A 13,508-nucleotide genomic window follows, 5' to 3' on the forward strand; every position below is an offset into this window, starting at 1 on the left:
CTTATGAAACACTAAAGGAAAATAAATGCGTTATATCACTACTCCTATTTATTATGTTAATGATGTGCCTCATTTAGGGCATACTTATACTACCATCATCGCTGATACCTTGGCAAGATTTTACCGCTTGCAAGGCGAGCAAACGCTTTTTTTAACAGGTACTGATGAGCACGGACAAAAGATAGAACAAGCCGCTAAACAAAGAAATTCAAACCCAAAGACTTATGCTGATAAAATTAGTGCTGAATTTAAAGAGCTTTGGGATGAGTTTAATATCACTTATGATATATACGCACGCACCACAGATGAAAGACATATAAAATGCGTGCAAACTATGTTTATGAAGATGTTTGAAAAGGGTGATATTTATAAGGGCACTTATGAGGGGCATTATTGTGTTTCTTGTGAGAGTTTTTTTACTCAAAGCCAACTTCTTGTCAACAATACTTGCCCAGATTGTGGTAAAAACACTCAACTTGTGAAAGAAGAAAGCTATTTTTTTCGCCTCTCAAAGTATGAAACAACCATCTTAAAATGGTATGAGGAAGCTGATCCCATCTTACCTAAAAACAAAAAAAATGAACTTGCCAATTTCGTGCAAGGTGGGTTAAAGGATCTTTCTATCACAAGGACAAGCTTTGATTGGGGCATAACCTTGCCAAAAGAGATGAATGATGAAAAACATATCATTTATGTATGGCTTGATGCGCTTTTTATCTATCTTTCTAGTCTTGATTATCTTGAAAACGGCAAAAACGCAAAGTTTTTTCCAGCTCATATCCATCTTGTGGGCAAGGATATATTGCGTTTTCATGCTGTGTATTGGATTGCTTTTTTAATGAGTGCTGATCTGCCTTTACCTCGCTATATAGGTGCTCATGGTTGGTGGACAAGGGATGGGGAAAAGATGAGCAAAAGCAAAGGCAATGTCATCAAACCAAAAGAGCTAAAAGATGCTTATGGCATAGAGCCTATGCGGTATTTTTTATTGAGAGAAATACCTTTTGGAAATGATGGGGATTTTAACGAAGTAGCCTTTATAAACCGCGTCAATTCAGAACTTTGTAACGAACTTGGCAATCTTTTAAGTCGTATAGTAGGCATGAGTGCAAAATACTCAAATTCAAGCATTCAAAGCAAGGATATAAAAGAATTTTTCACAAGTGAGCTTACACAAGTTAAAGAATACCTCTTCAATGCCATAGCTTTCTTAGAAAACGTGCAAACAAGCAGGTATTTAGAAGAGCTTTTTAAGGCTTTAAGCCTTGCAAACTCAAGTATAAGCAAATACGAACCTTGGAATTTAATCAAAAGTGGCGATACAAAAAAAGCAAATGCTCTAGTTGCTTTATGTGCGAACATACTTGCAAGGGTAAGCGTGCTTTTAAGCCCCGCTTTACCACAAAGCTGCGAAAAAATAGCCCTTACCTTAGGTTTTAAAATAACAAGTGAAAATTATCAAAAACTTATCTTAGATGATCAATTGCTTTCTTTTCAAAGCAAGTCTTGTGAGCCTTTATTTACTAAAATAGAAGAAGTTCGCTTAAAGCCTGTTGTGCAAGAGCCAACTCAAGAGCAAAAAATTCAAAAAATAAAAATCGATGATTTTGCAAAAATTGAGATCAAAATAGCCCTTGTTAAAGACTGCCAAAATATAGAAGGTAGTGAAAAGCTTTTAAAATTTATACTTGAGCTTGAAAATGGAGAGTTAAGGCAAGTTCTATCTGGCATAGCTAAGTATTATGAGCCTCAAAGCCTCATTGGCAAGCAAGTATGCCTCTTGAGCAATCTTAAAAAAGCCAAAATTTTTGGGCATGAAAGCGATGGTATGATACTTTCAGCAAAAAGCGGAGATAAACTCGTGCTTATAAGCCCAGAACAACTTGTAGAAAATGGTTCTATAGTTAGCTAATGAATATTTCAAATTTAAACGAGCTTTTACAGACTCAAATGCTTAATGAAGGCTCTACTTCAAGTGTAGGTGGCTTTGCTATAAGCTTAAATGAACTCAAACACGGCTTTGCGTTTTTCTCAAATGATGAAGAGGCTATCAATGAAGCCGTGCAAAAAGGTGCTTTTGTCATCATTAGCGAAAAAAAGCTTTTGCCTAAAGATAAGGAGGTTTTTTATCTTTACTGTAAGGACTTAAGCCAAGCCATCTTAAAACTTATACGTTTTATGTGTGAGGAAAAAGAGCTTGAGTTCGTGTTTTGCGAAGCTTTAGCACTTGATTTTTGCGAGGCTTTTTATCTTGAGTATTTAAGTGGCGAGATATTTTTGGACTTTTCAAAACTTATAAATGCAAAGAAAAAAACACTCTTTTTTTGCGACAAGGAGTTGTATTTACTTCGAATTTGTACGCATTTTAATAAGCTTGAGGCATGTGAATTTGCACTTTTGGAGCATTCAAGCTTGTTTTCTACAAGTCTTATTTGTAGGCAAATGTATTTTAAAAACCTTGCTTTGCCTTTTGTGTATGTGCCTTTTTTTGCAAGTTTTGTAAATTTTATCTTAGAGCGTAAGCTCACACTTCGTATAAAGGAAAAAAAGCTTGATTTTTTGCAAGTTTATTTTATCAATAAAAACAATGAAATGTGCGAATTTGGCTCAAGCTCAAGAGCTTTTTTGCTTGCTAAAAACGAGCTGCATTTTGATTTTTTGGCAAGAAATTTAAGCAAAATTAAAGGCTTTAAGACAGCAGCTAAAAATACTCTTTTTTGTGATTTTTCTTACTCAAGCTTAGAGGATTTAAAAGCATACAAAGATTTTAGATACTGCTTGATTTTTGAAAACCAAGAAGAATTTATAAGCTTTTTTAGCCAAAGTTCAGACATTCAACCAAGCTTATTTTAAGTAAAGAAAGTTTAAATTTAAGCAATTTGTCTTAAAAATATGCTAAAATTTTTATTATTACAAAAGGAAAACAATGCAATATCTTCAAATTCAAGCCTGTGATTATCTAAGTGGAAGTGTAGAAATCAGCGGTGCAAAAAATGCCGCCCTGCCCCTTATCGTCTCAAGCATTTTAGCCAAAAATGAAGTGCTTATTCATAATATCCCAGAAGTTGCTGATATCAAAACACTTTTTGTTCTGCTTGAGAATTTAGGGGCTGAATATGAGCTTAAAAATCACAGTGCAAGGATTAATACAAACAAACTCCATAAAACTAAAGCTTTATATGATATAGTGCGAAAAATGCGTGCTTCTATACTCACACTTGGACCCTTACTTGCTCGCTTTAATCAGTGCGAAGTAAGTTTGCCCGGAGGTTGTGCCATAGGACAACGTCCTATTGATTTGCATTTGCAAGCCCTTGAAAAAATGGGTGCAAATATCAGCATAAAGCAAGGTTATGTTATGGCAAGTGGCGAGCTTAAAGGAGCTGAAATTATCTTTGATAAGATCACAGTTACAGGCAGTGAAAACATCATTATGGCAGCAGCTTTAGCAAAGGGTAAAACAAGACTTATTAATGTCGCTAAAGAGCCTGAAGTGGTGCAACTTTGTGAGGTTTTAACAAATGCTGGACTTAATATAAAAGGCATAGGAAGTGATGAGCTTGAGATAGTAGGAAGTGATGGCGAGCTTTTAGAATTTCAAGAATTTAATGTTATACCAGATAGGATAGAAGCAGGAACTTACCTATGTGCTGCGGCGATAACAAATTCAAAAATTACAATTTGTAAAGCAAATGCGAGTCATTTAAGTGCGGTTTTAGATAAACTCAAACAAATGGGCTTTGATATAGAAGTGCAAAATGATACAATCACCATACTTCCAGCTAAAGAAATTAAGCCTGTTGAGATCATCACAAGCGAATATCCGGGCTTTCCAACTGATATGCAAGCACAATTTATGGCTTTAGCACTTAAGGCAAATGGCACAAGCATTATCGATGAAAGGCTATTTGAAAACCGCTTTATGCACGCAAGTGAGCTTTTAAGAATGGGAGCTGATATAAGGTTAAACGGGCATATTGCTACGATTAATGGAGGTAAGGAGCTTAATGGAGCTGATTTGATGGCAACTGATTTAAGGGCAAGCTCGGCTCTGATTTTAGCAGCCCTTGCAGCAAAAGGCGTGAGTCGCGTGCATAGAATTTATCATTTAGATCGTGGTTATGAGAGGCTTGAGGAAAAATTCAAAGCCCTTGGAGCAAATATCAAAAGGCTAGAAGAATGAATGATCTTTTTGCTACTTTAAAGCTTTTAGAAAATCATATAAAAGAGCTTTCTAACTTTGAGTGTGTAGAGCTTTTCAAGGCAAAAGAAAGAGTGCTTTTTGAAGATATAAAAGCCAAGATTGATACTCCACGTTTTACAAATTCAGCCCTTGATGGTTATGCTTTTAATTATGATGATAAAGACAAACCCCTACACATAAAAGGCACGATTTTTGCCGGAGATAAGGCTGAATATGAGCTTAAGCCTTGTGAGTGTTATAAAATCATGACAGGAGCAAAATTACCTAAAAATGCTGATACGATTTTGATGATAGAAAATGAGTGCATACAAAAAGGCAGGCTCATCATCAAAAACCCACCAAAACGTCTTAATGCAGTGCGTTTTAAAGGCGAGGAATACCAACAAAACGAACCTTTGTTTCAAAAAGGCACACTTTTAACAAACGCTCATTTAGCTGTGCTTGCAAGTCAAGGCATAAGCGAACTTAAAGTGTATAAAAAGCTTCAAGTGGGCGTATTTTCAAGTGGAAATGAGCTAAAAGAGCCTTGTCAAGAAGCTGATGAAAACAGCGTTTATGACGCAAATGCTACAAGTATTACTGCCCAGCTTACACAGCCAAGTATTGAAATTTCTTATCTTGGTATCATCAAAGATGAACTAAATGAGGTAAAAAAGGCTTTAGCAAATTGCAATTATGATTTGCTTATAACAAGTGGTGCAGCTAGTGTTGGTGAAGCTGATTTTATGCAAAAAGCTTTAAAAGAGCTTGGCTTTATGCCTATTTTTGAGGGTATAAAGGCTAAATTTATTAAACCAAGCAAGCTTTTTCAAAAAGATGATAAACTAGTTCTTGTCTTACCGGGCAATCCTCTTTCATGCTTTTTAGCTACGCGTTTGATCGTGCCAAAACTTTTTGCTTTACTTTTTGGCACAATTTTACAGGATAAAAGCTATGAAGTCCTTTTAAGTAAAGATATAGAGCTAAAAAGCGGACGCAATAACTTCATCTTTGGCAAGCTTAAAAACGGCGTTTTTACACCTTATGCTAAAAACTTTGGCTCAAATATGCTTAAGGTTTTGCTTGAGAGTGAATATTTGCTTATCAGTGAGCTTGAAAGCTCGAGCCTAACACAAAATCAAAAGGTAAAAATTTTTAAAATTCTTGACTTTTAAACTTGAATTTTATATAATCTTAGTTCTTAAAAATGCGGGAATAGCTCAGGGGTAGAGCACAACCTTGCCAAGGTTGGGGTCGCGAGTTCGAATCTCGTTTCCCGCTCCATTTTTTTATTTTTTTGCTTCATTTCACACATACTTCACAAAGCTTTCACTTTGAATTCACAAAATAAGGCTAGAATTACAGCATAACTTTTTAAAGGAGAAAAAATGAAACTTAAACTAATCTTAGCAAGTTTAACTTGTGGTGCTAGTTTTTTGCTAGCTGATATGGTGGTTGCTCCAAATACGCTTCCAGCAAACGCTCAAGGCTTTATCAAGCAGAATTTTCCAACTGCTCAAATCATGCTCGTAAAAAGAGATCTTGACTCTTTTGATGTAACCTTAAATGACGGCACTGAGATTGACTTTAATATCAACGGACAATGGACAAGCGTTGATGGCAAATACAAAGCCATTCCAACAGGCTTTTTAGGACAAGCTATAGTTTCTAAAGTAAAAGCAGCTCAACCAAATGCGGCGATTATCGATGTAGATCGCAAGATAGGAGGCTTTAAGTTCAAATTTAACAATATGATGGAAGTTTATACTGATATGAATGGTAATGTGCTTGGACAGAAATTTGACGACTAAAAAACTCACACCAAAGGATTTAAACCTTTGGTGCTTTAAACTTTAAATTCACTTATATCCGCATATATTAAATAGTAAAATTTAATGCAAGGGCTTATTTTTTAGGACGAAAAGCCTTGATAATGGCTTCATTTGTGTGTATAAATTGAGCTCCTATTAAGTCTAAACAATAAGGCACAGCTGGAAAAATAGGCTCTAAGCATTCAGTAATAGCCTTTGGATTGCCCGGTAGATTAATGATGAGTGAGTTTTGGATTATACCTGCACTTTGACGCGACAAAATCGCTGTTGGCACAAATTTTAAACTTGCTTGACGCATAAGCTCACCAAAACCTGGTAACATTTTTTCACACACTGCTTCAGTAGCTTCTGGGGTTACATCTCTTAAAGCAGGTCCAGTTCCCCCGCAAGTAATGATAAGATCGCATTTTGCTTCTTTGCTTAAAAAAAGCAATTTTTCTTTGATAAGTTCAAACTCATCAGCGATAAGCTCGCATATAAACTCACATTCATTTTTGATATAGCTTTGAAGCACTTCTTTTACCTTTGGGGTAGCTTTATCTTCATAAATTCCAGCACTTGCCCTATCGCTTAAGCTTAAAATTCCTATCTTTATATTATCCATTATCAAGCTCCTTAATGCACTCTCATCACATTTGCAACATCTTCGCTTTCAAGCTTTTCAAATTCCAAAAGCACATTTGCAAGCTCTAAAATCTTATCTTTCATAGGCTCAAGGTAGTTTTGCACCTCTTGCTTTTGATCGCTTAAGGTTTTTTCATCAGCCATATCAAAACTAAGCATAAAGCCAACAAGCTCTTTTACCTTAAGAAAATCATGCTGTGAGTTAGTGTAACTTTCATTATAAATAAGCTTCATGGCACACGATCCTGCTAAATGCACTTTAATCTTATTTAAAAGCTCTGATTTTGATCTGATTTGCTTTTCATATTCTTTAAAACGATCTTCAATGAGTGTGATTTTTTCAAAACCTACGTCAAAATAATACGCACTTAAAGCCTTTGCAGCTTGATAAGTTGCTTGTATCTTTTTCTCGTTTTCATCAAAGCTTAAGATTTTCTTTTTTCCCACTAAGACCTTGTTTAAAACAGCAAAAAAATCACTTTCCTCAACCAAATTCGAGCCTCTTCTTAAGGCATTAATCGCTGCTTCATTCACAAGGGTTTCAAGCCCTGCCCCGCTAAAGCCTACGCTTGCTTTGGCGATATTTTTTAGCTCGACATTATTTTTTTTGTCTTTCATATAAATTTCAAGGATTTTAAGCCTATCTTTAAAGTCCGGTAAAGAAAGAAAAATTCGTCTATCAAAACGACCTGAGCGAAGCAAGGCTGGATCCATAAGCTCGATTTTATTTGTCGCTGCAATAACGATAACGCCGCTATTATCCTCAAAGCCGTCCATTTGGGTTAAGAGCTGATTTAAGGTGCTATCTCGCTCAACATTGCTTACCTCGCCTCTTGCTTTGCCAACAGCGTCTATTTCATCTATGAAAATAATACTTGGAGCCATCATTTTAGCTTTGTTAAAAAGCTCTCTAACTCGCTTTGCTCCCATACCTACATAAATTTCAACAAAGCTTGAACCGCTTTGATAAAAAAATGGCACTCCAGCTTCCCCAGCTACAGCTTTTGCGATCAAAGTTTTACCAACTCCTGGAGGTCCTATCATCAAAACACCTTTTGGCATTTTTATGCCAAATTCTTTGTATTTTTGCGGATTTTTAAGAAAATCCACGATTTCGCTAAGCTCGCTTTTTTCCTCATCAACCCCAGCCACATCATCAAATTTAATATGAGAGATTACCGGTTTTATACCAGAGTTTGCACTTTCTAAGATAGGATTGCTCTGCGATTCACTTGGAGGCGAGATGGGAAATCTTTGTATTTGCTTTTTGCGTGAAAAATAAAAGGCTGAAACAAACATAACTATAAGAGTGATTATTATGAAACTTAAAAAAAATGCTGTATTTTCTTGTCTTACTTCAACAGGCACTTTTTGCAAAAGCTCATCAAGATCAATGCCATCTTTAATAATGGCGTAATTATCATTATTTGCCTTGATAATAATCTCTTTATCACTGATAACAGCTTTTGTGATAAGATTTTCTTGTAAAAAGCTTTCATAAAGTCTTTTATCAATATATTTTGGCTCATTTTTAAAATAAATAATGCCAACAAGCACACACAACAACGCAAAGGAAAAAATAATGATTTTTTTATTTTTATTCAAATCTAGCCTCCTAAACTGGCTTCATTATGCTCGGTTTTGCACTCATATTCATCAAGTATGAGCCAAGTTTTACTCAAGTCTTTTGGGCTGTGAATTTTAACTTTATTATAAAATTGATCATAGCCTTCAAAAACACCTTCTTTCTGACTTTCTACAAGCACTTCAAGCCTTTTTTTATTGTTTTTTCTAAACTCAAGATTATTATGCTTTACTATATCTTTAAGCACATTAAGCCTATCTTTGGCTATGCTACCATTTACTGGCTTTTCGTTAAGACTTGCTGAATGTGTATTTGCTCTTGGACTAAAGATAAAGGCGTGAATATGTGTGAGTTTAAAAGCTTTGAAATTTGTCAAAGCCTCTTCCCATACAAGCTCATCTTCGCCAGGGTGTGCCACGATAAAATCCGTTCCTAAGGCAAAACCTTTATTTATAAGCATTTCAAAAAGTTCTAAGTCATTTTGAGTATGCGAACGACGCCGCATGATACGCAACATTTTTTCGCTTGTGTGCTGTAAGGCTATATGCAAATGTCGCTCAAGCCAAGCTTCATCTAAAATTTCTTTAAAACTTGCATCGATTTGAGCTGGTTCTAAACTGCCTAAACGCACCCTTTTTATGCCTGAAACCTGCCCTATTTTTTGAAGCAATCTTCCTAAACTTGAACCTTGTTTTAAGCCGTAAGAGCCTATATTTGTGCCAGTTAGCACGACTTCGTTATAGCCATTATTTGCTAGAATTTTAATTTGTTTGAGAATTTCTTCTTCGCTAATACTTCTTGATTTGCCACGTACGCTAGGGATAATGCAATATGAACAGGCAAAATCGCAACCTTCTTGAATTTTTACAAAAGCCTTAGTGTGATTTTCATATTGAGTTACGATATCTTTGTCAATGAAATTTAAATCCCCAAGTTCAAAAAAGCTTTGTTTAAAACCTAAAAACTCATTAATCTTTGCTTTATTTGAAGCTCCAAGCACACCAAAGATTTTTTTGTTTTCTAAAAGCTCTTTGCCCTTGCTTACTGCTCCACAACCTGTTAGCACTACCTTGACACCTCTTTGTTTGAGGCTATTTATATAAGCTCTTGTGCCACTATCTGCCCCATTTGTAACAGTGCAAGAGTTTATCACTATGATTTGAGCTTCCTTTTCATCTTGAGTGATTTCATAGTCTTTGACATAGCTTTTTAAAAGCTCGGTATCATAGATATTTGTTCTACAACCAAAGGTTTTGAAAAATACCTTTTCTCTCAAGCCCTACCCTTTGTAAAATCAGTTAAAACTTCTAAAATCAGCTCTTTTTTGATATCATTTTTAATCACAGCCCTACCCAAACCTTGTGGCAGGATAAAATGAAGCTTTGCATTTAAGCTTTTTTTATCAAGAAAAAAAGCCTCATAAAACTCATTACTATCTTTTATCTTATAATATGTTGGAAGCTTAAATTTATGCAAAAGTTTTTCTACCTTTTTGCATTCTACTTCACTTAAAAAACCAAGCTTTAAAGCAAGCTGATTTGCCATATTTATGCCTATAGCTACAGCTTCGCCGTGTAAAAAAGTCTTATATTGTGTTTGATTTTCTATAACATGAGCAAAGGTATGTCCATAGTTTAAGAGCATTCTTAGATCGTTTTCTTTTTCATCTTTTGAGACTATATCAGCTTTTAATTTTACACTTTCAAAGATGATTTGAGCATAAATTACATCATCTAAGCTTTTATCAAAAAAGGCATTTTCATCAAGCTTTTCTATAAATTCAAGTTTTTTCTCATCAAAAGTAATCGCCATTTTAATAAACTCAGCCATTCCAGCACTAAGTTCTCTTTGAGGCAGTGTTTTTAAAAACTCACTCTCACAATACACAGCACGAGGCTGATAAAATGAACCAATGAGATTTTTCCCAAAGGCATTATTTACCCCTGTTTTTCCTCCAACAGCTGCATCAACCATAGCTAAAAGCGTGGTAGGAATATTAATAAAGTCTATGCCTCTTTGATAAATGCTTGCCCCAAAGCCCACTATATCGCTAATCACACCTCCGCCAAATGCGATGAGCGTGCTTTTTCGATCAAGTTTGGAAATGAAAAGTTGATTTAAAAGCTCTTCTATACTTTGTAAATTCTTATACTGCTCCCCATCTTTTAGCGTAATGATAAAGACTTCATCAGCCTTAAGCCTTGAAAGCAAGCTCTGTAAATGAAGCCCGGCTATTTTTGCATTACTCACCACAGCAACTTTGCCCTTAAATTCAAGCTTTTTAAGCTCATTTACACTGACTTCATAAGAGTTTTTTTCTAAATTTACTTTTATATTCACCATTTTGCCTTTTTTGAATAAATTTTAACCAAATTTAACTAATTGGTATAAAAAGTTGATAATTTTTGTTCATTTTTGCGTATAAAACATTAAAGTCCGTGCTTAAAAGTGTGCTTAAACGAGAGCTTGTTAGCTCTTTTTTAAAGCTCACAAACTGCAAAATATCATTGTTTAAACTAAGCTCTAAAAGAGGATTTTTGCTGGTATCATTGATGATCTTAATCTCCTTGTTATAAAGCTTTGAAAGACTTTGAAAGTGTTCTACAACTTGTTTTGAATCATCATTTGGTTTGTAGTGATACAGCTTTACTGAAAGCCCAAGTTGCTTACTTAGATCAATCATCACGTTTGCTTGAGTTTCAAGTTCGGCTTCATTTGAGTTCAAAATCACAGCCTCTCTTAGCTCTTCAAAGTTTCTTTCTCCTATTTTAAGGATAGGAATTTTAAGCTCAAAAAACTGCTTTTTCTTTCTTTCAAAATGAAGCAAATCAGTAATAATCACGCCTATATCATTACCCTCTAAAAGTGCTGAAATAGACTTAAAATCAGTATTTTTGTAATCAAGTTCTATACTAACATTGTTCTTGTCATTGTGCTTGAGCCGTTCATAAATTTCATTTAAACGAGGGTTGATCACGCGGATAATAAGCTTTTTTGAATTTGTTTTTGAATGAAAAAACAAGGCTATTTTTAAGAAATTTTCAAGCTCGGCTTCACTTTTATCTCTCATATCCATTAAGGCAAGGATATTGCTACCAAAAGGGCTTGGAAACTGCCCTCTTCCCCGCTTGATATTGTGATATACGCCTTGCAAAACACTAGGATCGCCAACGATGAGTATAGAATCATTTGGCATAAGCATGGTTGAAGAATTGACAAAAATAAATTTTGAATTCCTATATAACAAGGCAATCCTCCACCTTTTCTGCCCTATAGAACCTACATGTCTATATGCAAAAATACTATCGGCTGGAATTTTTACCTCCATAATCTCACCTGTGCTAAGCCCTATATTTTGGGCGATTAGGGCAACATCGGGCAAAAATCCTAACAAGTAATTGCTTAAAATCGCTCTTAAATCAATCAAATCGCAATGCTCATCACTTACGCTCAACCCCCAAAAGTCCATTAAAACAATATTTTGTTCTTTGCTAAAGGCTCTGATATTTTCGTAAGTGTTTTTTGTGTCAAATTCATCTTGTAAAAAAACAAAAATTTGAGAGAAATTATTCAGCAAAAGCTTATTAAGCTTGCTTGAACTTGTAGGATCAAATTTTACAAAGTCTATATTTTCGCCCCTTGTGATAACACTGATCGTTTCGTCATTATAGTATAAAATCGTATAAAAAAAATTCAAAGCTTTTTGCAAACAAAGCCTTTCTAAGAAATATTTTGCTAAACTTCCATCAACGATAAATAAAATTTTGTCCATACATACTCCAAAACAAAAAAAGGATATTATAGCAAATGGAATTTAAAATAAAGCATAAATCTCAAAACGCAAGAGTATGCGAGATCAAAACCGCTCATTCAAGTTTTGAAACACCCATTTTTATGCCTGTAGGCACACAAGCAGTAGTTAAAAGTCTTGACGCTCTTGATCTTAAAAATACACTTGATGCTAAAATCATACTTGCAAACACTTATCATCTTTATTTGCGTCCGGGTTCAAAGCTAATAAAAGAATTTGGCGGCTTGCATGGTTTTACTGGCTTTGATCGCTCTTTTTTAACCGATAGTGGCGGTTTTCAAGCCTTTTCTTTGAGCAAGAATTCAAAGCCTGATGAAATGGGGATTAGATTTAAAAGCCATATAGATGGAAGTTTGCATTTTTTCAGCCCTCAAAGTGTGCTTGATACGCAGTATGATTTAAATTCTGATATTATGATGATCTTAGATGATTTAGTGGCTTTACCTGCAAGTAAAGAACGTATAGACTTATCCGTGCAAAGAACGATAAAATGGGCTAAAGAAGCCATTGAATATCATCTAGCTCAAAAAGCAAAAGGCAAGGCACAAACAAATAATATCTTTGGCATTATCCAAGGAGGCACTGATTTTGAAGCAAGAAAAATTTGCACTGAGGCACTTTGCGAACTTGAATTTGATGGTTTGGCTATAGGTGGGCTTAGTGTGGGAGAAGAAAATCAAGCTATGTATGATACGGTTGAAGCTATGATGAGCTTTATGAACGAGCATTGCCCAAGATATTTAATGGGAGTTGGCACGCCTGAGGATTTAATAGAAAATATAGAACGAGGTGTGGATATGTTTGATTGTGTAATGCCAACACGAAATGCAAGAAACGGCACGATTTTTACAAGCTTTGGTAAGCTTAATATCAAAAAAGCCGAGTTCATAAGTGATTATGAGCCTATAGACAAACAATGTTCTTGTTATACTTGCGTGCATTTTAGCAGAGCCTATTTAAATCATCTTTTTAGAACAAAAGAACTGACTTTTTTTAGACTGGCAAGTTTGCATAATCTGCATTTTTACCTAGAACTTGTAAAAAATGCAAGAGAGGCTATACTTAAGGATAAATTTAGCGAATTCAAAAGAGAATTTTACGCTCAAAGAACTAGCATATAGGTGGAAAATCAATGTTTATGATTAAGAGTTTAAAAACTTTTTGCAAAATAATTTTAACAATCTTTTTCTAACATAAAATGAAATATGAAAACTTCATCATTTTTTCAACGAACCCATTTTAAGCTTTCTAAAAATATAATTTTCACGAGACATAAGGCTTGTTTTTCATAAAAATTAGGCTGAATTTAAGCTTTTTGTGCTATAATCTTAATCTTTTATTCTGCGCCCATAGCTCAGCTGGATAGAGCATTTGATTGCGGTTCAAAAGGTCAGAGGTTCGAATCCTCTTGGGCGCACCATTACTTCTTATATCAAGTAATCTTAAATAATCAATTTTGACAATTTTAAAAGT

General features: G+C 34.8%; 11 protein-coding genes and 2 tRNA genes. 8 read left to right on the forward strand and 5 right to left on the reverse strand.

Annotated elements, in window-relative coordinates:
* Positions 1–25: 25 nt before the first annotated feature.
* The 6 genes from metG (at position 26) to DMB91_RS00715 (ending at position 5,994) form a co-directional block, all read left to right on the forward strand.
* Positions 26–1,912, forward strand: a complete 1,887-nt coding sequence (gene metG, locus DMB91_RS00690; RefSeq protein WP_034903830.1) for a methionine--tRNA ligase — start codon at positions 26–28, stop codon at positions 1,910–1,912.
* The gene (locus DMB91_RS00695; protein ID WP_034903828.1) at positions 1,912–2,853 is read left to right on the forward strand and encodes a hypothetical protein; all 942 of its coding nucleotides are present in this window, start codon (positions 1,912–1,914) and stop codon (positions 2,851–2,853) included. The genes metG and DMB91_RS00695 overlap by 1 nt, the downstream gene beginning before the upstream one ends.
* A 73-nt stretch (positions 2,854–2,926) precedes the next feature.
* Positions 2,927–4,183, forward strand: a complete 1,257-nt coding sequence (murA, locus tag DMB91_RS00700) for a UDP-N-acetylglucosamine 1-carboxyvinyltransferase (protein WP_034903825.1) — start codon at positions 2,927–2,929, stop codon at positions 4,181–4,183.
* Positions 4,180–5,358, forward strand: coding sequence for a molybdopterin molybdotransferase MoeA (locus DMB91_RS00705; protein ID WP_034903823.1), 1,179 nt, complete (start codon positions 4,180–4,182; stop codon positions 5,356–5,358). The genes murA and DMB91_RS00705 overlap by 4 nt, the downstream gene beginning before the upstream one ends.
* 34 nt (positions 5,359–5,392) lie before the next feature.
* Positions 5,393–5,467 (forward strand) — tRNA-Gly (locus DMB91_RS00710).
* 104 nt (positions 5,468–5,571) lie between these two features.
* Positions 5,572–5,994 (forward strand): PepSY-like domain-containing protein, encoded by a 423-nt coding sequence (locus DMB91_RS00715; RefSeq protein ID WP_034906701.1) that lies wholly within the window; start codon positions 5,572–5,574, stop codon positions 5,992–5,994.
* Between the two features lie 94 nt (positions 5,995–6,088).
* On the opposite strand, the gene mog is transcribed toward DMB91_RS00715, so the two are convergent.
* The 5 genes from mog to DMB91_RS00740 are packed head-to-tail and all read right to left on the reverse strand — an operon-like array spanning position 6,089 to position 11,996.
* The gene (mog, locus tag DMB91_RS00720; protein WP_034906700.1) at positions 6,089–6,619 is read right to left on the reverse strand and encodes a molybdopterin adenylyltransferase; all 531 of its coding nucleotides are present in this window, start codon (positions 6,617–6,619) and stop codon (positions 6,089–6,091) included.
* Between the two features lie 11 nt (positions 6,620–6,630).
* A complete protein-coding gene (locus tag DMB91_RS00725) occupies positions 6,631–8,244 on the reverse strand; it encodes an AAA family ATPase (protein WP_034906698.1) in 1,614 nt (537 codons plus the stop codon).
* 2 nt (positions 8,245–8,246) lie between these two features.
* Complete coding sequence (gene mtaB, locus DMB91_RS00730; protein ID WP_034906696.1) at positions 8,247–9,500, reverse strand: tRNA (N(6)-L-threonylcarbamoyladenosine(37)-C(2))-methylthiotransferase MtaB; 1,254 nt, start codon at positions 9,498–9,500, stop codon at positions 8,247–8,249.
* Positions 9,497–10,564, reverse strand: a complete 1,068-nt coding sequence (gene aroB, locus DMB91_RS00735) for a 3-dehydroquinate synthase (protein ID WP_034906694.1) — start codon at positions 10,562–10,564, stop codon at positions 9,497–9,499. The genes mtaB and aroB overlap by 4 nt, the downstream gene beginning before the upstream one ends.
* A 34-nt stretch (positions 10,565–10,598) precedes the next feature.
* A complete protein-coding gene (locus DMB91_RS00740) occupies positions 10,599–11,996 on the reverse strand; it encodes a COG3400 family protein (RefSeq protein ID WP_034906692.1) in 1,398 nt (465 codons plus the stop codon).
* A gap of 35 nt (positions 11,997–12,031) precedes the next feature.
* On the opposite strand from DMB91_RS00740, the gene tgt reads away from it, so the two are divergent.
* Together tgt and DMB91_RS00750 are read left to right on the forward strand one after the other, a co-directional pair.
* A complete protein-coding gene (gene tgt, locus DMB91_RS00745) occupies positions 12,032–13,156 on the forward strand; it encodes a tRNA guanosine(34) transglycosylase Tgt (RefSeq protein WP_143116758.1) in 1,125 nt (374 codons plus the stop codon).
* A gap of 222 nt (positions 13,157–13,378) precedes the next feature.
* A tRNA-Arg gene (locus DMB91_RS00750) sits at positions 13,379–13,455 on the forward strand.
* Positions 13,456–13,508: the final 53 nt, after the last annotated feature.

Source organism: Campylobacter sp. MIT 97-5078, from assembly GCF_006864455.1.
Classification (GTDB): domain Bacteria; phylum Campylobacterota; class Campylobacteria; order Campylobacterales; family Campylobacteraceae; genus Campylobacter_D.

Coding starts and splice junctions, on each gene's coding strand:
- metG (WP_034903830.1), top strand. CDS start 26: ATGCGTTATATCACTACTCCTATTTATTATGTTAATGATGTGCCTCAT.
- DMB91_RS00695 (WP_034903828.1), top strand. CDS start 1,912: ATGAATATTTCAAATTTAAACGAGCTTTTACAGACTCAAATGCTTAAT.
- murA (WP_034903825.1), top strand. CDS start 2,927: ATGCAATATCTTCAAATTCAAGCCTGTGATTATCTAAGTGGAAGTGTA.
- DMB91_RS00705 (WP_034903823.1), top strand. CDS start 4,180: ATGAATGATCTTTTTGCTACTTTAAAGCTTTTAGAAAATCATATAAAA.
- DMB91_RS00715 (WP_034906701.1), top strand. CDS start 5,572: ATGAAACTTAAACTAATCTTAGCAAGTTTAACTTGTGGTGCTAGTTTT.
- mog (WP_034906700.1), bottom strand. CDS start 6,619: ATGGATAATATAAAGATAGGAATTTTAAGCTTAAGCGATAGGGCAAGT.
- DMB91_RS00740 (WP_034906692.1), bottom strand. CDS start 11,996: ATGGACAAAATTTTATTTATCGTTGATGGAAGTTTAGCAAAATATTTC.
- tgt (WP_143116758.1), top strand. CDS start 12,032: ATGGAATTTAAAATAAAGCATAAATCTCAAAACGCAAGAGTATGCGAG.